Annotated in this window: 23 protein-coding genes; 17 read left to right on the top strand and 6 right to left on the bottom strand. The window is 60.4% G+C overall.

All coding sequences use genetic code 11. The features are described 5' to 3' along the window. Window positions 1-131 precede the first annotated feature (131 nt). The 15 genes from C4J92_RS00535 (at window position 132) to C4J92_RS00465 (ending at window position 16,034) form a co-directional block, all read left to right on the top strand. Window positions 132-1,625, top strand: coding sequence for an acetyl-CoA hydrolase/transferase family protein (locus C4J92_RS00535; RefSeq protein ID WP_124402613.1), 1,494 nt, complete (start codon window positions 132-134; stop codon window positions 1,623-1,625). A gap of 318 nt (window positions 1,626-1,943) precedes the next feature. Beyond that, window positions 1,944-2,159, top strand: coding sequence for a DUF1127 domain-containing protein (locus C4J92_RS00530; RefSeq protein WP_003187413.1), 216 nt, complete (start codon window positions 1,944-1,946; stop codon window positions 2,157-2,159). 331 nt (window positions 2,160-2,490) lie between these two features. Further along, window positions 2,491-2,811 carry a DUF2388 domain-containing protein gene (locus C4J92_RS00525; RefSeq protein WP_124369106.1) on the top strand — a complete coding sequence of 107 codons (321 nt, stop codon included), beginning with the start codon at window positions 2,491-2,493 and terminating at the stop codon, window positions 2,809-2,811. A gap of 81 nt (window positions 2,812-2,892) precedes the next feature. Further along, entirely contained in the window at window positions 2,893-3,201 is a 309-nt protein-coding gene (locus tag C4J92_RS00520; RefSeq protein WP_124360666.1) for a DUF2388 domain-containing protein, read from the top strand. Between the two features lie 38 nt (window positions 3,202-3,239). Further along, the gene (locus C4J92_RS00515) at window positions 3,240-3,560 is read left to right on the top strand and encodes a DUF2388 domain-containing protein (protein ID WP_124365308.1); all 321 of its coding nucleotides are present in this window, start codon (window positions 3,240-3,242) and stop codon (window positions 3,558-3,560) included. After that, window positions 3,557-5,518, top strand: coding sequence for a DUF4105 domain-containing protein (locus tag C4J92_RS00510; protein WP_124402612.1), 1,962 nt, complete (start codon window positions 3,557-3,559; stop codon window positions 5,516-5,518). The genes C4J92_RS00515 and C4J92_RS00510 overlap by 4 nt, the downstream gene beginning before the upstream one ends. 368 nt (window positions 5,519-5,886) lie before the next feature. Beyond that, entirely contained in the window at window positions 5,887-7,194 is a 1,308-nt protein-coding gene (locus C4J92_RS00505) for a CitMHS family transporter (RefSeq protein ID WP_124402611.1), read from the top strand. A gap of 68 nt (window positions 7,195-7,262) precedes the next feature. Next, window positions 7,263-8,030, top strand: a complete 768-nt coding sequence (locus tag C4J92_RS00500; protein WP_124369102.1) for a TerC family protein — start codon at window positions 7,263-7,265, stop codon at window positions 8,028-8,030. A 251-nt stretch (window positions 8,031-8,281) separates the two neighbouring features. Then, a complete protein-coding gene (locus C4J92_RS00495; RefSeq protein WP_124402610.1) occupies window positions 8,282-9,940 on the top strand; it encodes a Na/Pi cotransporter family protein in 1,659 nt (552 codons plus the stop codon). Between the two features lie 58 nt (window positions 9,941-9,998). Then, window positions 9,999-11,381, top strand: coding sequence for a pitrilysin family protein (locus tag C4J92_RS00490; RefSeq protein ID WP_124402609.1), 1,383 nt, complete (start codon window positions 9,999-10,001; stop codon window positions 11,379-11,381). Between the two features lie 70 nt (window positions 11,382-11,451). Further along, on the top strand, window positions 11,452-12,483 hold the full coding sequence (locus C4J92_RS00485; RefSeq protein ID WP_124365304.1) for a DUF5924 family protein: 1,032 nt from the start codon (window positions 11,452-11,454) through the stop codon (window positions 12,481-12,483). Between the two features lie 54 nt (window positions 12,484-12,537). Then, window positions 12,538-13,686 (top strand): ABC transporter permease, encoded by a 1,149-nt coding sequence (locus tag C4J92_RS00480; protein WP_124360659.1) that lies wholly within the window; start codon window positions 12,538-12,540, stop codon window positions 13,684-13,686. Continuing rightward, window positions 13,683-14,486 carry an ABC transporter ATP-binding protein gene (locus tag C4J92_RS00475; protein ID WP_124365302.1) on the top strand — a complete coding sequence of 268 codons (804 nt, stop codon included), beginning with the start codon at window positions 13,683-13,685 and terminating at the stop codon, window positions 14,484-14,486. The genes C4J92_RS00480 and C4J92_RS00475 overlap by 4 nt, the downstream gene beginning before the upstream one ends. Window position 14,487: 1 nt before the next feature. Continuing rightward, complete coding sequence (locus C4J92_RS00470; protein WP_124365301.1) at window positions 14,488-15,426, top strand: MlaD family protein; 939 nt, start codon at window positions 14,488-14,490, stop codon at window positions 15,424-15,426. Continuing rightward, on the top strand, window positions 15,423-16,034 hold the full coding sequence (locus tag C4J92_RS00465) for an ABC-type transport auxiliary lipoprotein family protein (protein ID WP_124402608.1): 612 nt from the start codon (window positions 15,423-15,425) through the stop codon (window positions 16,032-16,034). Before C4J92_RS00470 ends, C4J92_RS00465 begins: the two co-directional genes overlap by 4 nt. Before the next feature lie 93 nt (window positions 16,035-16,127). On the opposite strand, the gene C4J92_RS00460 is transcribed toward C4J92_RS00465, so the two are convergent. The 5 genes from C4J92_RS00460 to C4J92_RS00440 form a co-directional block, all read right to left on the bottom strand. After that, window positions 16,128-17,357 (bottom strand): nucleoside recognition domain-containing protein, encoded by a 1,230-nt coding sequence (locus tag C4J92_RS00460; RefSeq protein ID WP_005783476.1) that lies wholly within the window; start codon window positions 17,355-17,357, stop codon window positions 16,128-16,130. Between the two features lie 98 nt (window positions 17,358-17,455). Further along, entirely contained in the window at window positions 17,456-18,787 is a 1,332-nt protein-coding gene (gltP, locus tag C4J92_RS00455; protein ID WP_124360655.1) for a glutamate/aspartate:proton symporter GltP, read from the bottom strand. Between the two features lie 715 nt (window positions 18,788-19,502). Then, complete coding sequence (locus C4J92_RS00450; protein WP_124384510.1) at window positions 19,503-19,970, bottom strand: inhibitor of vertebrate lysozyme family protein; 468 nt, start codon at window positions 19,968-19,970, stop codon at window positions 19,503-19,505. A 2-nt stretch (window positions 19,971-19,972) separates the two neighbouring features. Then, window positions 19,973-20,137, bottom strand: coding sequence for a DUF1328 domain-containing protein (locus tag C4J92_RS00445; RefSeq protein WP_003170804.1), 165 nt, complete (start codon window positions 20,135-20,137; stop codon window positions 19,973-19,975). A gap of 78 nt (window positions 20,138-20,215) precedes the next feature. Beyond that, window positions 20,216-20,500, bottom strand: coding sequence for a hypothetical protein (locus C4J92_RS00440; RefSeq protein ID WP_124402607.1), 285 nt, complete (start codon window positions 20,498-20,500; stop codon window positions 20,216-20,218). A gap of 400 nt (window positions 20,501-20,900) precedes the next feature. Here C4J92_RS00440 and algB point away from each other — a divergent pair, with 400 nt between their 5' ends. Then, entirely contained in the window at window positions 20,901-22,247 is a 1,347-nt protein-coding gene (algB, locus tag C4J92_RS00435; RefSeq protein WP_124360652.1) for a sigma-54-dependent response regulator transcription factor AlgB, read from the top strand. Window positions 22,248-22,257: 10 nt separating this feature from the next. Next, on the top strand, window positions 22,258-24,045 hold the full coding sequence (locus C4J92_RS00430; RefSeq protein ID WP_124402606.1) for a KinB sensor domain-containing domain: 1,788 nt from the start codon (window positions 22,258-22,260) through the stop codon (window positions 24,043-24,045). Between the two features lie 59 nt (window positions 24,046-24,104). On the opposite strand, the gene C4J92_RS00425 is transcribed toward C4J92_RS00430, so the two are convergent. Next, window positions 24,105-24,881: an N-acetylmuramoyl-L-alanine amidase gene (locus C4J92_RS00425; RefSeq protein ID WP_124402605.1), complete on the bottom strand. Its 777-nt coding sequence runs from the start codon at window positions 24,879-24,881 to the stop codon at window positions 24,105-24,107. Between the last annotated feature and the right edge of the window lie 41 nt (window positions 24,882-24,922).

Here is a 24,922-nt window from a genome sequence, read left to right as displayed (position 1 = left end):
CTTTGCACACTCATATGAAACCCGACCAAAGGCTCTAAATCGCTACTCGGCATTCGACCATGGTAGCGGGCCGAAACTTTTTGAAATCACTACACTGCCCACCTTGCTTCCGTAGCCTGAGATGACCATTCATGTACCGTGATCGTATCCGCTTGCCTTCGTTGTTGAACAAGGTCATGAGCGCGGCAGACGCCGCAGCACTGATCGAGGACGGCATGACCGTCGGCATGAGCGGCTTCACCCGCGCCGGTGAAGCCAAGGCCGTTCCTCACGCCCTGGCCGAGCGCGCCAAGACTTCCCCGCTGAAAATCACCCTGATGACCGGCGCCAGCCTGGGCAACGACCTGGACAAGCAATTGACCGAAGCCGGCGTACTCTCACGCCGCATGCCCTTTCAAGTGGACAGCACGCTGCGCAAGGCGATAAACGCGGGCGAGGTGATGTTTATCGACCAGCACCTGTCGGAAACTGTCGAGCAACTGCGCAATAACCAGCTCAAGTTGCCGGACATCGCGGTGATCGAAGCCGTTGCAATCACCGAGCTTGGGCATATCGTGCCCACCACCTCGGTGGGCAACTCGGCCAGCTTCGCGATTTTTGCTAAGCAAGTGATCGTCGAGATCAACCTGGCGCACAATCCGAACCTGGAAGGGCTGCACGATATTTACATCCCCTCCTATCGGCCAACCCGCACGCCGATTCCGCTGGTTAAAGTCGACGACCGCATTGGCAGCCCGGCGATTCCTATCCCGCCCGAAAAAATCGTCGCTATTGTGATCACCAATCAGGCGGATTCTGCGTCCACCGTGACGCCACCCGACGCCGATACCCAAGGCATCGCCAATCACCTGATCAACTTTCTGAAGCAGGAAGTAGACGCCGGGCGCATGACCAACAAGCTCGGCCCGCTGCAGGCCGGTATCGGCAATATTGCTAACGCGGTGATGTGTGGCCTGATTGACTCGCCGTTCGAAGACTTGACCATGTATTCGGAAGTGCTGCAGGACTCGACGTTCGACTTGATCGACGCCGGCAAGCTGAGCTTCGCCTCCGGCAGCTCGATTACCCTGTCGGAGCGGCGCAATGCCGACGTGTTCGGCAATCTTGAGCACTACAAGGACAAATTGGTGCTGCGCCCGCAGGAAATTTCCAACCATCCTGAAGTGGTGCGTCGCCTGGGCATTATTGGTATCAACACTGCGCTGGAGTTCGATATCTACGGCAACGTCAATTCCACCCACGTTTGCGGCACGCGAATGATGAACGGCATTGGCGGCTCCGGCGACTTTGCGCGCAATGCGCACCTGGCGGTCTTCGTGACCAAGTCGATTGCCAAAGGCGGCGCGATTTCCAGCGTGGTACCGATGGTGAGCCACGTGGATCACACCGAACATGACGTAGACATCCTGGTGACCGAAGTGGGCCTGGCCGACTTGCGTGGCCTGGCGCCACGGGAGCGGGCCCGAGTGATCATCGATAACTGTGTGCACCCGGCGTATCGCGATGCGCTGAACAGTTACTTCGAGGCCGCCTGCGCGCTTGGCGGGCATACCCCGCACATCCTGCGTGATGCACTGAGCTGGCACATTAATCTGGAAGAAACCGGACACATGCTCAAGGCTTGAGGGGTACACAACCGGGTTGATGCCTGAACAGTTTCATCGACCCGGTCGCTTAAGCGGTGGTTACGTCAAAAACTGTACTGCTGTACCGGTCATTTCCTACCGAAATATCCTACGATCTTCCTTTAAAATGCCTATTTCGCACTGTTTCAGTGCGAGCAGGTACAGTTGCCCTCATTTCGTACCGTACAGCCTCTATAAACAGTTAACTGGTCCCTCACAATACAGGTGAACTGTATCTAGAGAGTCTTGCGCGGGAGGAGGATGATTGGCATCAGTTAAACCACTACCTAATCCCGCCACAAGCGGAAGGATGTCATCATGGAACGTACACTCAGTTCCGAACTGTTCTTCGAAGAAAAAGCTGTTAACACCCAGGCTTCCCTGCCTCTGCGCGTTCTCGCCAACCTGATGTTGTGGCAGCGCCGCATCTCCAGCCGCCACCAACTGGCTCGCCTGGATTCGCGTCTGCTGGCCGATGCCGGTATCAGCGAAGCTCAACGCTACGAAGAGCTGAGCAAGCCGTTCTGGCGCTGATTGGCGCTCGCTGGCCCTGACCTGACGGGTCCACTGCCAGCACTCTGATTTGTCAAAGCAAAGCCCGCCCCGGGAAACCGGAGGCGGGCTTTGCTGTTTCTGATGCGATGCAATTGAGACAGCGATAATCTGCCGAACCAATACAGTTTTTATATTTTAAAATATAACCATAACAGTTAAACGACGACTTCCGAATGGACAAGCGGTGGCCTAATATCCAATCACTACGTGGCGAACCTTGTAGAACGGGCGTCAGATGCCCAAATGCCAACGTCCGTTTCATTGTGGCCACTCTGTGCCACTTTATTTGCTCATCTACAGGAGTTACCCCATGTCCCGTCTTCGCCTGCTGTGCACTGCCGCCCTGTTGGTCGTTGCTGCCAATGCCAACGCGAGCAGCTTTATCGTGACCACCGATTCGATCGTTGGCGCACTGAAAGCCACCTCCGACGCCACCTCTGATGCCACGTCCTCCCTGCGCGACAACAAAGTGGTGCGAGCCGCCCGTGACGACGCGGCCAGTTTTGTCGCCAGCGAAGGCGCCATCCGAGGTGTGAAACTGGAAAGCGCCCTGGCCCAGATCCGCCAGCAGGCGCCGCAGTTGAGCACCGCCACCGACGCTCAATTGGCCCAGGCCATCCTGGCGATCTAAAACCAGGGGAAGGGCCAGTCGCACTGGCCCTCATCCGGTCATTGCGCTAGCCTTGGCGCTCGTTTTCAGTTGTCGAGTCCCATGGCTTTTTCATACCGTCTGTTGATTGTTCCTGTGATGTTCTGCGCCTGCTGGGCACCCCCGGCTTCGGCCTTTGACGTGTCCATTCAGAGCACCGTTGTCAGCGCGTACGCCACCAGCAAGGTGACCTCTGCGCCGTTCGACAACAAATTGGTACGGGTTGCCAAGGATGATGCTGCTGCTTTCATTGCCACTGACGGCCAATGGCGGGGCGCACGCTTGGAGTCCGCGCTGGATTACCTGCGCCGTACCCAGCCAAAACTTCATGCGAGCGACCTTGAACTGGCGCAGGCAATTCTCGTCCAATAATCATCTTTGTATGTCCATCTTTGTATTGGAGTCACCCCATGCGTAGCCCGTTGATCATCGCCGCCCTCGGCCTGCTGTTTTTGGCCGATGTCGCCCAGGCGCAAACCCTGAAGGCCACCAGTAACATTATCGTGCGTGCTTCGGCGCGCACTATTGATTTCACCTCTGACACCACCACCTCCATCCGCGACTCCAAGATCGTGCGCGAAGCCCACGATGATGCCGCCAGCTTCGTCGCCACCAACGGCGAGATTCGTGGCGCGCAACTCGAGGCGGCGTTCGACACCTTGCGCACCCGCGTGCCGGAAGCCCGTGATGCCAGCGACCAGACGCTCGCCGAAGCTATCCTCGCTCTGTGAGGCGAATCAACGCCTGGCTCCTGGCCGGGGCCGTGCTGCTGTGTGTCGGTACAGCCCAGGCCAGCCTGCAACTGCGGCTCAAGACCGATGGCTTGAGCCCGGCGCAACAGCAGGCCAGCCAGGCGTTGCTCGATGAAGCGATGGGCGCCTTGCCGCCGCGTTTCATCGAGCAGTTGGACCGCCGTATCGACGTCGGCTGGACCGACAAGATGCCTGAAAACGCTTATGGCCAGGCCTCCCTGGTGTCCGAACTGGATCTTAACCAGAACCTGCTTGCCAGCCTGACCGACGGCAGCGCCGCCACGCAGAAAACCAACCGCCCCCACGGCACCGTGCGCAAGGAAATGCTCGCCACCGTGCTGCATGAACTGACCCATATCTACGACCGTGCGCGCCTGTGGTCCAAAGACGAGCGAGCCCTGATCCACCGCTGCAGCCGCCAGAACAGCATCACCGGTTTGATTGGCCTGCCCGATCAATGCCGTGGCCAGAATGACCGGCGCTTCACGCTCAGTGACGACCCACGCTTGCTGGACCTCGCCGGCTGGCCGCAATACGTCGGCCGTCGCGGCGAACGCGAACAGCACAATAATCAGGTGGTACGCAGCCCGGATATCTACGAAACCACCAGCCCGCTGGAATTCGTCGCGGTCAACATGGAGTACTTCCTCCTCGACCCAAGCTACGCCTGCCGCCGCCCCGCGCTGGCGCGCTATTACAAGGAACATTTCGGCTGGGCACCGCCCGGGCAGGACGCCTGCGGCAATACCTACGCGTTTTTGAACGCCGGCAATGACTTCGCCAAGACCCCGCTGGGCCAGATCGACCCGGAGCGCGTGTACGAAATCGACTACCTGCTCGCCGAAGCCAACCAGAATCTGGTAAGCCGCTGGGGCCACAGTATGCTGCGCCTGGTGATCTGCGCGCCGGGCCGTCCGCGCGGGCCGGATTGCCGGCTGGACCTGGATCAGCATCTGGTGTTGTCCTACCGCGCCTTCGTCGGCGACGTCCAACTGTCGAGCTGGGATGGCCTGGTGGGCAAATACCCGTCGCGCCTGTTCGTGCTGCCGCTGGCCCAGGTCATCGACGAATACACCAAGACCGAACTGCGCGGCTTGGCATCCGTGCCGCTGAAGCTCAACCGCCAGGAAATCAACGACACGGTCGAACATGCCGCCGAGATGCACTGGAGCTACGACGGCAACTACTTCTTTATTTCCAACAACTGCGCGGTAGAAAGCCTGAAGCTGTTGCGCAGCGGCAGCGCCAACCCCCAATTGACCGGCCTGGACAACATCACCCCCAACGGCTTGCTGGAAGTGCTCAGCGCCCGTGGGTTGGCCGACACCAGCGTGCTGAACGACAAGCGCGAGGCGTTGCGCCTGGGTTATCACTTCGACTCGTTCCGCGAGCGCTACCAGGCGATGTTCGATGTACTGCGCAAGCGTCTGCCGATCAAGCAGACCCAAGTCGAAGAGTGGCTGTCGCTGAATGCGCAAGAGCGCCGCCAATGGTTCAGCCAGGCCGATTTGCGCACCAGCGCCGCGTTGCTGTTGCTGGAACAAGCCAGCTATCGCAAACAACTGATGCTCGCCCAGGACGAAGTCAAACAACGCTACCTCAATGCCCGGGAGCTGAAAAACGGCGGCATGGAGAAAGCCAATAACACGCTGCAGCAAATTCTCGCCAACAGCGGCTTCCTCAGCCGTCCGGCCGAACTGCTCGACAGTGGTGGCTATGGCCTGCCGCAACCTTCGGAAGCCAAGCGGCTGGAATCGGAAAGTGCCGAGCGCCAGAAGCAACTGCAATCGCTGACCGGCGAACTGGATAAAGAGGTAAGGGCGCTGCTCGAGCCTGCCCGTGCTGCCGAGATTGCCGCTTGCGAAGCCAATCTCAAGCAGATGGGCGAACATCTGCGGGCTTTGCACAAGGCGGCCGGTGGCCTCGAACTGCCGTAAAAACTCAGCTAATCAAGTGATCCACATGTGGGAGGGGGCTTGCCCCCGATAGCGGTGAGTCAGCTAGCCATAAGCTGCCTGAGCCACCGCAATCGGGGGCAAGCCCCCTCCCACACTTTTTATCTGCATATGCCTTAAGACCGTGTATCACCTGTTTTCTCAGCGAAAGCTGGCTGAAAGCTTACCCGTCTAGGATCACCCCCACTGTCGGCAACAGACCGACTATTAACAACAACAATGGTGATTCTCGATGTCCGCCCGTACCCGCCTGTTTGCCCTAGCTCCCCCCGTACGCCACGTGCCTTTCGTTCTGCGCTGACCCCACCCGGTTCGCCATTCCCTAGCCGCGCTACGCCTGGAGTATTCCTATGCTGACTTTCCTTGGCTTTGCCATGGTCATCACGTTCATGTTCCTGATCATGACCAAGCGCCTGTCTGCGCTGATCGCCTTGATCATCGTGCCTATCCTGTTCGCGCTGTTCGGCGGTTTCGCGCCGAAGATCGGCCCGATGATGCTCGAAGGCATCACCAAGCTCGCGCCGACCGGCGTGATGCTGATGTTCGCCATCCTCTATTTTGCCCTGATGATCGACTCCGGCCTGTTCGACCCGGCCGTGCGCAAGATCCTCAAGATGGTCAAGGGCGACCCGCTGAAAGTCTCGGTTGGCACCGCCGTGCTGGCCCTGGTGGTGTCCCTCGACGGTGACGGCGCCACCACTTACATGATCTGCGTCGCCGCCATGTTGCCGCTGTACCAGCGCATCGGCATGAGCCCGCGGATCATGGCCGGCCTGATCATTCTTGCCGGTGGTGTGATGAACATGACCCCCTGGGGTGGCCCGACGGCCCGCGCCGCCAGTGCGCTGCATGTGGACCCTTCGGACATCTTCGTGCCGATGATCCCGGCCATGGCCGCCGGCGTGGTGGCGATCCTGGTGATTGCCTACATGTACGGCAAGCACGAGCGCGCCCGCCTGGGTGAACTGCACCTGCAGGGCGACGAGATCGACCACAGCGACATCAGCGTGTCGCAATTCCCCGACGCCCGCCGTCCGAAGCTGATCTGGTTCAACGGCGCGCTGACCCTGGCCCTGATGTGCACGCTGATCGCCGGCCTGTTGCCGCTGCCGGTGCTGTTCATGGTGGCGTTCAGTATCGCGATGATCGTCAACTACCCGTGCCTGCAACAACAGAAAGACCGCGTCGCGGCCCACGCCGGCAGCGTATTGGCGGTGGTCGGGTTGATCTTCGCCGCCGGTATCTTCACCGGCATCCTGTCGGGCACTGGCATGGTCGATGCCATGTCCAAGAGCCTGCTGGCGGTCATCCCTGAAGCCATGGGCCCGTACCTGGCGGTGATCACGGCGCTGGTGAGCATGCCGTTTACCTTCTTCATGTCCAACGATGCGTTCTACTATGGCGTGCTGCCGGTACTGGCCGAAGCCGCCAGCCACTACGGCATCACTGCCGTGGAAATGGCCCGCGCGTCGATCGTCGGGCAACCGGTGCATCTGCTGAGTCCACTGGTACCCTCGACCTACCTGCTGGTCGCCCTGGCGGGTATCGAGTTTGGCGATCACCAGCGCTTCACCCTCAAGTGGGCAGTACTGGTATGCCTGTGCATAATGGTCGCCGCGTTGCTGATGGGGATTTTTCCGCTGTTCAGCACTCTATAATCGTACCGACTCACCTACCGCGCGGCGCTACAGCTTGCGCGGTCTAACATTTGCTTAAAGGAATAGACATGGAATGGCTGACCAATCCGGAAATCTGGATTGCCTTCTTCACCCTGACGGCCCTCGAGATCGTCCTGGGCATCGATAACATCATCATGATTTCGATCCTGGTCAGCCGCATGCCTAAGCACATGCAGGCACGCACCCGGATCTTCGGCCTTGCCCTGGCGATGGTCACGCGTATCCTGTTGCTGCTGTCGATCACCTGGGTCATGCAACTGACCGCCGACCTGTTCGTGGTGTTCGGCGAGGGCATTTCCGGTCGCGACCTGATCCTGTTCTTCGGTGGCCTGTTCCTGTTGTGGAAAAGCTCCCAGGAGATGTACCACGCCCTGGAAGGTGAAGATGAAACCAACGACGAGCCTAAAGGCGCCGGCGGCAAGTTCATCTACACCATCATCCAGATTGCGATCATCGACATTGTGTTCTCCCTGGACTCGGTCATCACCGCCGTCGGCATGGTTTCCCATGTGCCGGTAATGGTTGCCGCCATCGTGGTTGCCGTACTGGTGATGATGCTGGCCGCTGGCACCATCAGCGAATTCATCGACAAGCACCCGTCGCTGAAGATGCTGGCGCTGTCGTTCCTGCTGGTGGTGGGTACCGTGCTGATCGCCGAATCCTTCGACGTGCACGTGCCAAAAGGCTACGTCTACTTCGCCATGGCGTTCTCGCTGGCAGTGGAAGCGGTGAACATCAAGATGCGCACTGCCATCGCGAAAAAGAAGAAACAGCAGGACCCGGTGAAACTGCGCAAGGACGTTCCGGGTCAATAAACCTGTAGGAGCGAGCTTGCTCGCGAAGAACGTCAACGATTACGCGTACTGCCTGATTTAACGCGTTGTCCTTGGGTTCTTCGCGAGCAAGCTCGCTCCTACATGTGACAGTTTTGTTTCAATCCCGAGTTTAGCTATGCGATGCTGGCGCAGAGCCCATTCGCCAACTACAGCTTAAGTACAAGACGTAGAACGGCACGCGGCAACTTTCCTTCGCTCCTGTTGGAGCGCACCCACACGGGGGGCCGAGCATGCTGACCTTGCTCAATCTGCTTTCCGCCGTGACCCTGCTTATCTGGGGCACGCACATCGTCCGTACCGGCATCCTGCGGGTCTACGGCTCCAACTTGCGCCAAGTCATCGGGCAGAACATGTCCAAGCGCTGGCTGGCGTTTGTCGCCGGCATCCTGGTAACGGCCATGGTGCAGAGCAGCAATGCCACGGCGATGCTGGTGACGTCCTTTGTCGGCCAAGGCTTGATGAGCCTGACGCCCGCCTTGGCCACCATGCTCGGCGCCGACGTCGGCACCGCGTTGATGGCGCGGGTACTCACCCTGGACCTGTCCTGGTTATCGCCGCTGTTGATCTTCCTCGGGGTGATTTTTTTCCTGTCGCGCAAACAGACGCGGGCCGGGCAACTCGGCCGGGTCGGGATCGGCCTCGGGTTGATCATTCTCGCACTGCAACTGATCGTCGAAGCCGCCGGGCCGATTACCCATGCCCAAGGTGTCAAAGTCATCTTCGCTTCGCTGACCGGCGACATCTTGCTCGATGCCTTGGTCGGTGCGCTGTTCGCGATGATTTCCTACTCCAGCCTCGCCGCCGTGCTGCTGACCGCAACCCTGGCCGGTGCCGGCGTGATCGGTTTGCACGTGGCCATCGGCCTGGTGATCGGCGCCAACATCGGCAGTGGCATCCTGGCCTTTCTCAGCACCAGCATGCAGAACACCGCCGGGCGGCAAGTCGCCCTGGGCAGCCTGTTGTACAAGTTGATCGGCCTGCTGTTGATCATTCCGGTACTCGACCCACTCGTACGCTGGATGGACGACCTGGACTACAGCACTCAGGCCATGGTCATCACGTTCCACCTGCTCTACAACGTCAGCCGCTGCCTGATTCTGTTGCCCACCATCGGCCCGATGGCACGGCTGTGCGAATGGCTGCTGCCGGAGCGGCCAGAAACCGATGGCAAAGCCAAGCCGCGCCATCTGGACCTGGCCTCACTGAATACGCCGAGCCTGGCGCTGGCCAACGCCGCCCGCGAAACCCTGCGCCTCGGCGACCTGATCGACAACATGCTCACCTCGATGCAGGAAGTGCTGCGCGGCAATCAAACCGCCATCACCCAGGAAATGCGCCGTCTCAGCGATGACGTCGAGGCGCTTTACAGCGCGATCAAACTTTACCTGGCGCAAATGCCCCGTGAAGACCTGAGTGAACAGGACAATCGACGCTGGGCGGAAATCATTGAGCTGTCCATCAACCTGAAGCTGGCGGGCGACTTGATCGAGCGCATGCTGCGCAAAGTCCAGCAGCAGAAGACTTCGCAACGTCGGCAATTTTCCGAGGTCGGCCTGGAAGAGCTCAGCGGCCTGCACAGCCAGTTGATCGCCAACCTGCGCCTGGGCCTGTCGGTCTTCCTCAGCGGCGATCCGGAAAGCGCCCGTCAATTACTGCGTGAGAAACGCCGCTTTCGCGCCCAGGAACGTCGCCTGGCCCACGCCCACGTCAGCCGCCTGCAACGTAAAATCGTGCAGAGCCTGGAAACCAGTTCCCTGCACCTGGAGCTGATTGCCGACATGAAGCGCTTGAACTCGTTGTTCTGCAGCAGCGCCTATGTTGTGTTGGAAACGTCCGACACCGGCGCACTCTCTGCTGAAGATATTGCCGACATCACCCATTCGCCCTGAACGTACGCCAGCCAGCGAAGTCAGTTAACAATGGACCTCGTTCGCCAGGAAGCTTGTTATGCGTCGCCTGTTACTCGCCTGCCTGCTGCTGGGCTCGGCACACACCTTTGCCTTTGACCGCCTGCAAGTCGAGGGCTACACCTTGCCCAACGGCCTGCAACTGTTGCTCAAACCGGGCACCGAGCGCGGGCATGTGGCCATCCGCCTGGTGGTTGGCGTGGGCCTGGACGATTTCAGCTGCGACCAGAAAGAACTGCCGCATCTGTTCGAACACCTGTTGTTCAGCGGCATCGATGGCGGTGGCGAAGGCGACCTCGAAGACCGCATGCAAGCCCTGGGCGGCGAATGGAACGCCTACACCAGCAACGCCGACACCACGTTCGTCATCGAGGCGCCCGCGCAGAACCAGCGCAAGGTGCTGGACCTGCTGCTGGCAATCATCACCCGCACCCAACTGACCGACGCCCATATCAACGCCGCCAAGCAGGTGGTCGAGCGCGAGGACGGCGGCCACTACTCACACTTGCAACGCCTCCTCGACCGCCAGGACCTCGGCCACAACGCCAGCAACCAGTTAGCCGTCGAGCTGGGCCTCAAGTGCGCCGAACGCGCCGAGGTCAGCCACCTCACGCGCGATCAGTTGGAGGCGCTGCGCAAAAATTGGTACGCGCCGAACAATATGACCCTGATCGTCGTCGGCGATCTGGACAAACTGCTGCCGGCCTACCTGGAACGCACCTATGGCCAACTCGACCCGGTAGAGCCGAGCGAACACCGGCCGCTGCCGCAAATCCAGCATGCCGCTGCCAGCCAGCGTGACCTGATCCACGGTTGGGTCGGCGACAACGCCAAGCTGCACTGGCTGTTCCCGGAACCGGTGCTGGACGACCAGCATGATGAAACCTATGACCTGCTCAAGGACTACCTCGACTGGGCGTTGTACCGCCAACTGCGGCTCAGGCACGGCTTGTCTTACGGCCCGTGGACCGAACGCGAAGTGCTCGGCGGCGTCGGTTTCCTCAGCCTGAACGCCGACCTCGAACGGGAAAACCTCGAGCAAGCCAAACAGGTATTACAAGACCTCAAGGCGCAGCTGCTCAAGGACGGTCTCGACCCGGCGGTGTTCGCTCGCCTGCAGCAAGCCGCCATCGCCCGCCAGGCCTGGGCAGTGCAGGGCAACAGCGCATTGGCCGACTATTATTGGAGCGCGGCCGGCGAATATGCTGATGGCCGCTTCGGCGACCCGGCCAAACGCATCAAGGCCGTGACCCTGGCGCAGACCAATCAGGCCATGCGCCAGGTGTTGGAGCAGCCGGGCTACTGGCGCGTCGAAAAGCCGTTGTTGAGCTATAACGCCCTGAGCTGGATCGGCGCGGGTGTGTTGGGACTGATCATCCTGGCTGGAGCGGCGCTACGGTTTTCTCGCAAACGGACCCTGTAATGAAGCACCGAACAACGGACTAAGACGTTATTCTGTCTCGGATTTTTCCCACACACATTGTGAATCGTCCATGCCGAACTTACCGCCCCTTATCCAGCGCGTTATAGAACTGATCAAACGCTACCCTGGGGTGATCGCACTCGGCGGTTTCATATCGGGTGTGGGCAGCTTCATCCTGGTGGACCGCCAGCAAGGCATGGCCAGCTGGATCGCCGTGATCATGCTGGTGAGCTGGCTGTGGCTGATGCTGGAAAACAGCTTCACGCAACTGTTTACCAAGCTGTTCAACCGCGAAATACCCGAACCGCTGCTGCGCTACGCCACCCAGATGATCCACCAGGAAAGTCTGTTTTTCGTGCTGCCGTTCTTTTTCGTCACCACGGCCTGGAACAGTGGCCAGTCGGTGTTCACCGGCCTGCTCGGTGCGGCGGCGCTGGTGTCGATCATCGACCCGCTGTACTACAAATGGCTGGCGCCCAAGCGTTCCCTGTTCCTCGCCTTGCATACGCTGACGTTATTCGCCGCACTGCTGACCGCACTGCCGATCATCCTGCACCTGACCACCGCCGAGAGTTACAAGCTGGCCCTGGGCGTCGCCATGGCCCTGTCGATTCCGAGCCTGGCCGTCAGCCTGCCACTGCGCAGCATCAAGGGCTGGGCGATGCTGCTGGGGGTCACGGCCGCGATCGGCTGCGCCGGCTGGCTGCTGCGAAGCTGGGTGCCACCTGCCACCCTGTGGATGACCGAAGTGGCCATCAGCACCCAGCTCCAGGACCGCACACCGGGCGACGACCTCAAGCAGGTCAGCGCCGCGCAACTGCGCAGCGGCGGGCTGTACGCCTACACCGCCATCAACGCGCCGCGCGGCCTGGATGAGCGGATCTACCATGTGTGGAAATTCAACGGCAAGGAAGTGGACCGCATTGCCCTGGATATCCATGGCGGCCGCAAGGAGGGCTACCGCGCCTGGACCCACAAGCAGAACTTCCCGCCGGACTCGGTAGGCCGCTGGCAGGTGCGGGTGCTGACCGAAGACGGCCAAGTCATTGGCGTGCTGCGCTTCAACGTCACCGACTCAGCACAAACGGACAACCCAGAGTAGGCCCGATCATGCTATTACGTAGGAATTGTGGATAGCCAAACAAGCTCGGAGCTTATGACCACTCGCACGACAGCCGGCGCGGCCCAACTCGATACGTCCAGCACACCGCCGCTGCTGCGGATTACCGGTGACTGGACGCTTGCCCACTACGCAAACCTGAAGAAGTTGTCGGCCACACTCGACGGCCGATACGACGCTGGCGCGCGCATCGACCTTAACGGCCTCGGCGCCCTGGATACCGCCGGTGCTTCGCTGCTGGTGGAGCTGCTGGGCCCCGACCGCATCGAACACTCCGCCGAGCAGACCGATTGCAGCCTGTCCGCCGCCGACCGGGCGCTGCTCAAGACGGTCTACCGCTCGCTGAATGATTTTTGCGTGCCGCTCAAAGAGCCGGAAGAGAGCACCGGCATCCAAGTGCTGGCGCGCATCGGCCGCGCCGTGGACACCGTCTGGCAAGACGGGATGAAACTGCTGGGCTTCATCGGCCTCATCCTCGAAACCTTCGTGCGCGGCATCTTGCGGCCCAAGCGCTGGCGCCTGACGCCGATGGTGGCGCATATCGAACAGACCGGTCTCGACGCCGCGCCGATCGTCGCGCTGCTGACCTTCTTGGTCGGCGCCGTCGTGGCCTTCCTCGGCGCCACCGTGCTCAAGAGCTTTGGCGCGACGGTATTCACCGTGGACCTGGTGGCGTTCTCTTTCCTACGCGAATTCGGTGTATTGCTCACCGCCATCCTGATCGCCGGCCGCACGGCCAGTGCCTTTACCGCACAGATCGGCTCGATGAAGGCCAACGAAGAGATCGACGCGATCCGCACCTTGGGCCTGGACCCCATGGAGCTGCTGGTGCTGCCACGGGTGTTGGCGCTGCTGGTGGCGCTGCCGATGCTGACGTTCCTGGCGATGCTTTCAGGGATCATCGGCGGCGGCGTGGTGTGTGCGGTGGCCCTGGATATTTCGCCAGCGATGTTTCTGTCGCTGCTGCAGTCGGACATCGGCGTGCAGCATTTTCTGGTGGGCATGGTGAAAGCGCCGATTTTCGCGTTCCTGATCGCCGCAATTGGTTGCCTGGAAGGGTTCAAGGTCAGCGGCAGTGCCGAGTCGGTCGGCGCGCATACCACCTCCAGCGTGGTGCAATCGATTTTCGTGGTGATCGTGCTGGACGCGGTCGCTGCCATGTTTTTCATGGAGATGGGCTGGTGAGTCGTCTGCATCGAGCGCCCACTGAGGCGGTGATTGAGGTACGCGGCCTGTGCAACCGCTTTGGCAGCCAGAGCGTGCACGAAAACCTCGACCTGGATTTGTACAAGGGTGAAATCCTGGCGGTGGTCGGCGGCTCCGGCAGCGGCAAGTCGGTGTTGCTGCGCAGCATCGTCGGCCTGCGCCGGCCCAGCGAGGGGCAAGTGCGGGTGTTCGGCAAGAACCTGCCAAGTTTGCCCGAGCATGAACGCTCATTGGTGGAACGGCGCTTCGGCGTGCTGTTCCAGAAGGGCGCGTTGTTTTCCTCGCTGACCGTCACCGAGAACGTCGCCTTGCCGTTGATCGAGCACGCCGGGCTCAGCCGCGCGGATGCCGAGCATTTGGCGGCGGTCAAGCTGGCCCTGGCCGGGCTGCCGCTGTCGGCGGCCGACAAATACCCGGCGTCGCTGTCCGGCGGCATGATCAAGCGCGCCGCCCTGGCGCGCGCGCTGGCCCTGGACCCGGACATCCTGTTTCTCGACGAACCCACCGCCGGCCTTGACCCGATTGGCGCGGCGCAATTCGACCAACTGATCCTGACCCTGCGCGATGCGCTGGGCTTGAGTGTGTTCCTGGTGACCCACGACCTCGACACGCTGTACACCATCACCGACCGCGTGGCGGTGCTGGCGCAGAAGAAAGTGCTGGTGGCCGATGCCATTGATGTTGTCTCGGAAACCGACGACGCCTGGATTCACGAATATTTCCACGGCCCCCGAGGCCGCGCGGCATTGGATGCCGCTCAATCGCTCAACGAGGTATGACATGGAAACCCGAGCCCATCATGTGATGATCGGATTGTTCAGCGTAATTGTGGTGGTCGGCGCGATGCTGTTCGGCCTGTGGCTGGCCAAATCCAGCGTCGACAGTGCCTTTCGCGATTACGAGGTGGTGTTCAACGAAGCGGTCAGCGGCCTGTCCCAGGGCAGCTCGGTGCAGTACAGCGGGATCAAGGTGGGCGATGTCACCAGCCTGCGCCTGGACCCCAAGGACCCGCGCCGCGTGCTGGCGCGCATCCGCCTGGCCGGGCAAACGCCGATCAAGGAAGACACCCAGGCCAAGCTGGCCCTGACCGGCATCACCGGCACCTCGATCATCCAGCTCAGCGGCGGCACCCCGCAAAGCCCGGAACTCAAGGGCAAAGATGGCAACCTGCCGGAAATCATCGCGTCGCCATCGCCCATCGCACGCCTGCTCAATAACAGCAACGACCTGATGACCAGCATCAACCTGCTGCTGCATAACGCCAACCAGCTGTTCTCCCGGGAAAACGTCGAACGCTTGAGCACGACCCTGGACAACCTGCAGCAAACCACCGGCGCCATCGCTGACCAGCGCGGCGACATCAAAGTGGTGATGCAGCAATTGCTGCAAGTGAGCAAACAGGCCGGCGGCGCGCTGGAGCAGACCACGGCGCTGATGCGCAACGCCAACGGCTTGCTCAATGATCAAGGCAAGCAAGCCTTTGGCAGCGCGGAGCAGGCGATGAAGTCTCTTGAGCAAAGCACCGCCACCCTCAACACGTTGCTGGCCAACAACAAGGACTCGGTGAACAGCGGCCTGCAGGGCCTCAATGAACTGGCACCGGCCGTGCGCGAACTGCGCGAAACCCTCGGCTCGTTGCGCGCCATCTCGCGCCGCCTCGAAGCCAACCCCAGCGGTTACCTGCTGGGCAGTGACAAGAACAAGGAGTTCACGCCATGAAGCCTGCTTACCGAATGATCACCCTGGCAGCCTTCGCGCTGATGAGCGCGTGCTCGATCCTGCCCAAGCCGGACCCGTCCGACGTGTACCGCCTGGCTTCGGCCCAGCCCGTCAGCCAAGGCGCACCAGTAAGCTGGTCACTGCGCGTAACCAAGCCGCAGACCAGCGAATTTCTCGATAGCCCGCGCATTGCGGTGGTGCCCAATGGCGATTTGATCAGCAGCTATGCGAACGCGCGTTGGAGCGACCCGGCGCCGGTGCTGTTGCGTAATCGCCTGCTGGATGGCTTCCAGCGTGACGGCCGGGTGACGCTGTTGAGTACCGATGAGACTAACCTGCAAGCCGACTATGAGCTCGGCGGCCAGTTGCAGGCGTTTCAGAGCGAATATCACGGCAAGGCCTTGGAGGTGGTGATTCGCCTGGATGCGCGGCTGGTGCGCGGCAGCGATCAGCGCATCATTGCCAGTCGCCGGTTTGAAGTGCGCCAGCCGGTGAGCGATACCCAGGTGCCGGCGGTGGTGGCTGGGTTTGGGCGGGCGGGGGATAGGTTGAACAGGCAGGTGGTGGATTGGGTGGTCGCACAAGGCAATAGCGTTGCGAAACGCTGAGGGCCTCATCGGGGGCAAGCCCCCTCCCACACTTTAACTGCATTCACAGATCAAAATGTGGGAGGGGGCTTGCCCCCGATAGCGGTCTGAGGGTCAACCAAAGAACCAGTAGCACACCGCAATAGCCGCAACGACCCCGGCAAACTCCGCCAACAACGCACACCCCACCGCATGCCGCGCGCGCTGGATGCCCACCGAACCAAAGTACACCGCCAACACATAAAACGTGGTCTCGGTACTGCCCTGGATCGTCGCCGCCACCAACGCCGGGAAGCTGTCTACACCCTGGGTCTGCATGGTCTCGATCAGCATCGCCCGCGCCGCGCTGCCGGAGAACGGCTTGACCATCGCGGTCGGCAGCGCGTCGACAAAGCGCGTGTCCATGCCGGTCCAGGCCACTACGTGGCGAATCCCTTCCAGGCCGAAGTCCAGCGCGCCGGACGCACGTAACACACCCACCGCACAGAGCATCGCCACCAGATAGGGCAACAGGTTCTTGGCGACATCGAAGCCTTCCTTGGCGCCTTCGACGAAGGCCTCATACACCTTGACCTTGCGTAACGCGCCGATCACCAGGAACAGCATGATCAAGCCAAACAGCGTGAGGTTGCCCAGGATCGACGACAAGCCGGCCAGTGCGGTAGCGGACAAGGTCGCCAGCAGCGCCATGAAGCCGCCCAAGACCAACGCGCCGGGAATCAGATAGGCCAGCACCACCGGGTCCCACAAGCGCAGGCGCTGCATGACCGCCACCGACAGCAGGCCGACCAGGGTCGACGCGCTGGTGGCCAGCAGGATCGGCAGGAACACCAGCGTCGGGTCGGCAGCGCCTTGCTGGGCGCGGTACATGAAGATGGTCACCGGCAACAGCGTGAGCGAGGAAGCATTGAGCACCAGAAACAGGATCTGTGCGTTGCTTGCCGTGTTGGGGATAGGGTTGAGTTCCTGCAGCGCCTTCATGGCTTTCAGGCCGATAGGCGTGGCGGCGTTGTCCAGGCCCAGGCCGTTGGCGGCGAAGTTGAGGGTGATCAGGCCGATGGCCGGGTGGCCGGCGGGCACTTCCGGCATCAGGCGGCGAAACAGCGGGCCCAGGGCCTTGGCCAGCCAATCGACGATTCCGGCTTTTTCGGCGATACGCAGAAAGCCCAGCCACAGCGTCAGGGTGCCGAACAGCAGCACCATGACCTCCACCGACAATTTGGCCATGGCGAAAATGCTTTCCACCATCGCCGCGAAAATCCCGGCGTTACCGCCCACCAGCCATTGCGCCAGTGCTGACACCATTGCCACGACAAAGAAGCCAAGCCACAGGCCATTGAGCATCAGTTAAATCCCCCGAAAGTTGGGGCGAATGATAGCGGGGCTGGCAGAAACGACAAACCCCGGAATTATCCGGGGTTTGTGCCAGCGCAATCGAGCGATCAGCCGCGCGTGATCTCGCCGGCCGGCAGCGCTTCTTTGCTGCGCCAGTGCGGCAGCGAATTCCAGTAGCGCTCGCCCTTGGCATCGTCGTACATGCCTTCCCAGCGCGAGATAACCAGCACGGCCAAAGCGTTGCCGATCACGTTCAGCGCGGTACGCGCCATGTCCATCACACGGTCGACGCCCGCGATAAACGCCAGGCCTTCCAATGGGATGCCCACACTGCCCAGGGTCGCCAGCAACACAACGAAGGACACACCCGGCACACCGGCAATACCTTTGGAGGTGACCATCAGGGTCAGGACCAGCATCAGTTGCTGGCCGATCGACAGGTCGATGCCGTACAGCTGGGCAATGAAGATTGCAGCGATGCTCTGGTACAGGGTCGAACCGTCGAGGTTGAACGAGTAACCCGTCGGCACCACGAAGCTGCAGATCGCCTTCGGTGCGCCGTAGGCTTCCATCTTCTCGATCACTCGCGGCAGCACGGTTTCAGAGCTGGCGGTGGAGTAGGCCAGCACCAGCTCATCCTTGAAGATGCGCATCAGCTTGAGGATCGAGAAACCAAACAGGCGGGCGATCATGCCCAGCACCGCAAACGCGAAGAACAGAATCGCGACGTACACCAGGATCACCAGCTTGGCCAAAGGCAGCAGCGAGGCGAAGCCGAAGTTGGCGACCGTTACCGCGATCAGGGCAAATACACCGATAGGGGCGTACTTCATGATCATGTGAGTGACTTTGAACATGCTCTCGGACACGCCCTGGAACATGGTCACCAACGGCTCGCGCAGCTCCGGCTTGAGGCTCGACAAGCCCAGGCCGAACAGCACGGAGAAGAAGATGATCGGCAGCATCTCGCCGCGCGCAACGGCAGCGAAGATGTTCGACGGGATCAGGTTGAGAATGGTCTCGATGAATGCATGCTCATGCTGCACCTCGGCGGCGGTCGCCTGGTACTTGGAGATGTCGACGGTACCCAGGGTACTCATGTCGATGCCCGCGCCCGGATGGAACAGGTTGGCCAGCAACAGGCCGACCACAATGGCGATGGTGGTGACGACTTCAAAGTAGAGGATGGTTTTGACGCCGATGCGACCGAGCTTTTTCGCGTCACCAACGCCGGCAATGCCCACGATCAGCGAGGAAATCACGATTGGGATGACGATCATCTTGATCAGGCGGATAAAGATATCGCCCGCCGGCTGCAGCACGTTGCTGATCCACCAGGCCTTTTCAGCACTGAAATGGTTGAGCACTGCGCCGATCGCGATCCCCAGTACCAAACCGATGAGGATCTGCCAGGCGAGGCTTAGCTTTGCCTTCTTCATGTCATTACCCTTACTTCAAGTGAACTTAAGGCAAATGCGCCAGCTGGACCGCTCGAAAGCGAAAAAGTGTGTGCATCTGCCTCCATGGAAGGTCACCGCAGCGTGGCCGAAATGGCTTACTGGCAGGCGAAAAAAGCCGCAACTATTCCCATGCAAGGGAGCGACGTCTAATGCCGTAAACGCCTACCCTATGCCGAATCGGCATGGCCATTATTGAAAATAATTGTCTGAACGGTCAGTTCGAATCCGCCATTCAAGCGGGTGAACCTGCCGTGAAGCTGCCAATTCCGGTATGCACAGAGATACCGGATGGCTAGAGGCGTTTGCTGAAAATGCTTGGAAAATCCGCAGCCTGGCGTAAGAAACAGCCTATAGCGTCAGCAAAGTTTTCTCGATAGATGGTCGCGACGACACAAAAGGTAATGGTTGGCGAGAGGAAAAACGATGAATGTCGGCTATGGGCGGCATGGAGCGCGAGCGATGAACAGCATAAGCCCGCCGCAAGTTCAGCAAGCTTGAGGACTTGTGAACTTGCGTCGCAGCTTTTCGCCTGACCCGGCCCTTGCGCAGGCACTCCCTGTACCCGTAGGTCGCGCCGATCCTGATCGATCAGAGCAACCCGGCCCCCTGGTCATGCATCGCCCTTGACGCGCGATGCAAACAGAAAGAAGCGAACGGGCTTCTTTCTATGGACGCCGGCTCCGTGAGACGGAACCTAGTACCAATTCGGATCTTTCTTCAGCTGCTCCATCAGCAGCTTCTTCATGCCTTCGTCCGGCTTACCGAGAAAACGGTAATCGGCGTGGCGTGTTGGGGACTTGTCCGCCGGCAGGCCGGCCGGGACCTCCACCAACATCGCGTAGGCATCTTCCTTATCGAGGCTGAAGGCGACGATCAGGCGCTTGTTCAGGCACGTATCTGCCGTTTCACACAGCGGCCCTACCAGATACTTGTCGCCATCCTCTTCGACAGCGTTCATCTGCTCAGCCGTACCCGACAGGTTCATCACCCATTCCGGCAGGCGCTCTTCTTTCTTCACTACGCCTTGCCAGGTTTCACGGTACTGCGCATCCGTGCTGAGCAATTCGTTGGCCCGGGATTGGCCGTCGTTGGCGGCCATCACCAGGCCACTGCCGCCCAAGAGTACGGCAGCGGCAATGGCTTTGAGGGACAAAGTGGTCATATTCAGCCTCGGCCGCGACGACCAAAGAAGAACGAAGCGATGAACATCACCAGGAACACCACGAACAGAATCTTGGCGATACCCGTGGCGGTGCCCGCGATACCACCGAAGCCCAGGACTGCAGCCACAATGGCGATGATCAGAAATGTGATTGCCCAACTCAACATGGTGATTCTCCTTAAGCTTTCATAGAGGTAACAGCAGTGATGCCATGCGGCCGCTCGGCATGAGCGACGTTTTGTTGCTTAGAACACCCAGCGTTCCTGGACCGGCAGTTCGCTCAGGGTGGAATCCTGGTCTGCCACTCTCAGTTGCGGGGCGGTTACATCGACAGCCGTGCTGGCGACGGAACGGAAGTGGGTCTGGGTCATGACGGGACGTTCAAACTGTGGAGTTGGCTGCTGACTCTGCTGCCAATGCTGCATCTGCTGGCCGGCGGTCAGCGTAACCATCAACGCCAGGCTGGCGAACAAGCCTTGCTGCAGATGCAGAGGCGATACACGCAATTGGCTGAGGCTTTGGCGAGTCATACTGCTTTCTCCCGCATTCTGATTATTCGTTCATGATGCTCTATGCATTACCTATTGCAGAGCGCATGCCAGGTTTATTACAAAATAAAACCTTTTAAAATCAATAATATATGAATTATTTAAAAGCGTGCCCCACAGCATCCTGCACGATGCCCCCTGTAGGGCCGTGCGAAATGCACGATGTCCAGCGGTCGGGTCGAAGGAGCGAAAGTAGCTGCAGGATTGCCGAAGCGGCGAGAAGATATGAAAACGCCACTAGCGCGGGGCTTTAGCGAGGCGTGTAGGAAGGTATGCAGATAGCTGCGCGACGTTGCTTTTTATCGATCAGAATAAACCATGCAACTTGCCCGATTATTCCGGGACTAAACACCAACATTCATAGTTAAGGAGCGCGGGACAGATGGAATCAGCCAAGGAACTTCAAGGCCGCATTCTTTTAGTGGATGACGAGTCCGCGATCCTCCGTACCTTCCGTTATTGCCTGGAAGATGAAGGCTACACCGTTGCCACCGCCAACAGCGCGGCCCAAGCCGATGCCTTGATGCAACGCCAAGTATTCGATCTGTGCTTCCTGGATTTGCGCCTGGGCGAAGACAATGGCCTGGATGTATTGGCCCAAATGCGTGTCCAGGCGCCATGGATGCGTGTCGTGATCGTGACGGCCCACTCCGCCGTGGACACCGCAGTAGACGCCATTCAAGCCGGTGCCGCCGATTACCTGGTCAAACCCTGCAGCCCGGACCAGTTGCGCCTGGCCACCGCCAAGCAATTGGAAGTGCGCCAGCTGTCGGCACGCCTGGAAGCGCTGGAAGGCGCGGTACGCCAATCCAAGGACGGTCTCGACTCCCACAGCCCGGCGATGATGGTGGTACTGGAAACCGCACGCCAGGTGGCCGGGACCGATGCCAATATCTTGATTCTTGGCGAGTCGGGCACCGGTAAAGGCGAGTTGGCGCGGGCCATTCACGGCTGGAGCAAACGCTCGAAGAAATCCTGCGTGACCATCAACTGCCCCTCGTTGACCGCAGAACTGATGGAAAGCGAATTGTTCGGCCACAGCCGCGGCGCCTTTACCGGTGCCAGCGAAAGCACATTGGGCCGAGTCAACCAGGCGGATGGCGGCACACTGTTCCTCGACGAAATCGGCGATTTTCCGCTCACTTTGCAGCCAAAACTGCTGCGGTTCATTCAGGACAAGGAATACGAGCGTGTCGGCGACCCGGTTACCCGTCGCGCTGACGTGCGCATCCTCGCCGCCACCAACCTGAACCTGGAAGACATGGTGCGCGACGGCCGCTTCCGTGAAGACCTGCTGTACCGCCTCAACGTCATCACCCTGCACCTGCCGCCGCTACGCGAACGCAGTGAAGACATCCTCGCCCTGGCCGACCGGTTCCTGGCGCGCTTCGTCAAGGAGTATGCCCGCCCGGCTCGTGGCTTCAGCGATCAGGCACGCGAAGCGCTGCTCAACTACCGTTGGCCCGGTAACATCCGGGAACTGCGCAACGTGGTGGAACGCGCCAGCATCATCTGCCCTCAGGAAAAGGTCGAGATCAGCCACCTTGGCATGGCCGAGCAACCGACCAACAACGCACCGCGCATTGGTGCGGCACTGAGCCTGGACGAGCTGGAGAAAGCCCATATCGGCGCCGTCCTCGCCACCAGCGATACGCTGGACCAGGCCGCTCGCACCCTTGGCATCGATGCGTCGACGCTGTATCGCAAACGTAAACAGTACAACCTATGAGCTGTACCTCATGAAGCTCGCGATGAAACTGCGTACTCGACTATTTCTGAGCATCTCAGCGCTGATCACCGTGGCCCTGCTGGGGCTGGTCCTGGGCCTGGTCAGCGTGATGCAGATGGCCAAGACCCAGGAATCGTTGATTCGCAGCAACTTCGTCACCCTGGAGCTGGGTCTCAAGTTGCGCCAGAGCCTGGGCGATCAACTGATGATGATGCTCGAAAAGCGCCCTGATCCGGCTGCCCTGCAAGCTTCCAAGCAGCAATACTTCGACCTGCTGGACCAGGGCATCGCCCATGAACAGCGTGACGGACTGACCCACGGTTTCAGTCAGGCACGCGACGACTACCAGCACCTGCTGCAGGCATTTGACGAATTCCAGCAGAACCCACCTGTACCGGGCAGCAAGGAAAAGCTCACTGAAACCTTCAATACCCTGCGCAATGGGCTAATCGTTCACCACAAACAGGCGCTGGAAAATATCAGCACGAGCGAGCACAGATCCCGCGAACGGGCGCTGTTGATTGCCAGCTTACTGGGGCTGGTAGGCCTTGCGGTGCTGATCATCGGTTTTGTGACCGCGCATGGCATTGCCCGGCGATTCGGCGGGCCAATCGAAGCACTGGCCAAGGCTGCCGACAAAATCGGGCAAGGCGATTTCGAAGTGACATTGCCGATATCGTCGGCGGCGGAAATGAACCAGCTGACCCGTCGCTTCGGCATCATGGCCGAGGCATTGCGCCAACATCAGGCCACCAATGTCGATGAGCTGCTCGCCGGTCAGCAGCGCTTGCAAGCAGTACTGGACAGTATTGACGACGGCTTGCTGATGATTGATCGCCAGGGCCATCTCGAGCACCTCAACCCTGTGGCGCAACGCCAGCTGGGTTGGGACGAAGCGCGCCTCGGCCAGGGCCTGGGCGAAGCGCTGGGCCGCCCGGAAATGGATGAACAGCTGCACTTGGTGCTGCGCGGCGGCAACCTGGAGCGGGCGCCGGAGGATCTGGAAGTAGAGGTCGAAGGCGAGCTGCGCCTGCTGACGTACAGCCTGACCCCGGTCAGCCATACACAGGGGCACATTCTGGGCGCGGTGATGGTGCTGCATGATGTCACCGAGCAGCGGGCCTTTGAGCGGGTGCGCAGCGAGTTCGTATTGCGCGCCTCCCACGAGCTGCGAACACCGGTGACCGGCATGCATATGGCCTTCGGACTCTTCCGCGAGCGGGCCAAGTTCCCGGCGGAATCACGCGAAGCGGACCTGCTGGATACGGTCAATGAAGAAATGCAGCGGTTGATGCAGTTGATCAACGATTTGCTCAACTTCTCGCGCTATCAGAACGGCCTGCAGAAACTCACGCTGGGGCCATGCGATGTGACTGACCTGCTTGAGCATGCCCGCGCTCGATTCGCCGAGCCGGCGGGCGCCCAAGGTATTGAACTGATGGTGGAGGTGCAATCTGACCTGCCTCGCCTGTATGCCGACCAGGCACAACTGGAGCGCGTGCTCGACAACCTGCTGGGTAACGCCATGCGACACACGGCCGAGAGAGGGCAGATTCGCTTGCAGGCTCGGCGTCATGGTGAGCGGGTAATTATCAGCGTCGAGGACAACGGCGAAGGCATTGCGTACGGCCAGCAAGGACGCATCTTCGAACCTTTCGTGCAGGTGGGGCGCAAAAAAGGCGGCGCCGGCCTGGGGCTGGCGCTGTGCAAGGAGATCGTGCAATTGCACGGCGGCCGCATGGGTGTGTACTCACGGCCGGGGCAGGGCACTCAGTTCTATATGGCCTTGCCTCTGTAGGCGCGCGCTTTTGTGGCGAGGGTGCTTGCTGCCTTGCCACAAAAACTTGCCAGCCCATTTCAGCGCTGGTTCAAGGCATGCAGGATCGCCGCACTTTCCGCATCCGGCGTTCCGTCAAACAGCGATGGACGGAAATGCATCTGGAACGCGGCGATTACATGACGCGTGGCCACATCCAACTCGCCGGTTTGCGGTGTCTGGTAACCCAGACGCGCCAGTTCTTGCTGGAACCAACTGATGCTTGGCAGTTGCGTGGCGTACTGCGCCTGGAATCGAGCCACCGCCTGGGCATCCGGCCAAATCCCCAGGCCTTCATCGGCCAGACGCTTCCAAGGGAACAACGGGCCAGGGTCCAGCTTGCGCAGCGGGGCGATGTCGCTGTGCCCAATGATGTTCCTGGGGGCGATCCCGTTACGCTTGCTGATGTCCTTGAGCAACACCACCAGTGATTTCACCTGCGCTTCGGAGTACGGGTACCACACCCGACCGGTCGGGGTGTCGCTATAGCCTGGGTTGACGATCTCGATGCCGATGGAGCTGGAATTGAGCCAGGTGCGCCCCATCCATTCACTTTCCCCTGCGTGCCAGGCACGCTGGCTTTCATCAACCAGCTTGTAGAGGGTGCCTGAAGCGTCATCGCCGATCAGGTAATGGCTGCTGACCTGACCCTGGGTCAACAACGCCAGGGAACGCTCAAGGCTGGCCGAGGTGTAGTGCACCACAACGAACTGCACACGGTTGTCGTGGTTGACCGAAGGATGGCTGGTGTTCAGGCGCGGGCCGCTGGAGCAACCGGCGAGCACGAGAACGGCAAAAGCAATAAAGAGAGATTTCATGGCAGAAGGCATTACGCAGAGGACGATAATGCAACAGTGTA

Source organism: Pseudomonas sp. R3-18-08 (genome assembly GCF_003852065.1).
Lineage (GTDB): Bacteria > Pseudomonadota > Gammaproteobacteria > Pseudomonadales > Pseudomonadaceae > Aquipseudomonas.
Note: the sequence above shows the minus strand (reverse complement) of the source record. Positions and strands in the feature narration are given on the sequence as shown.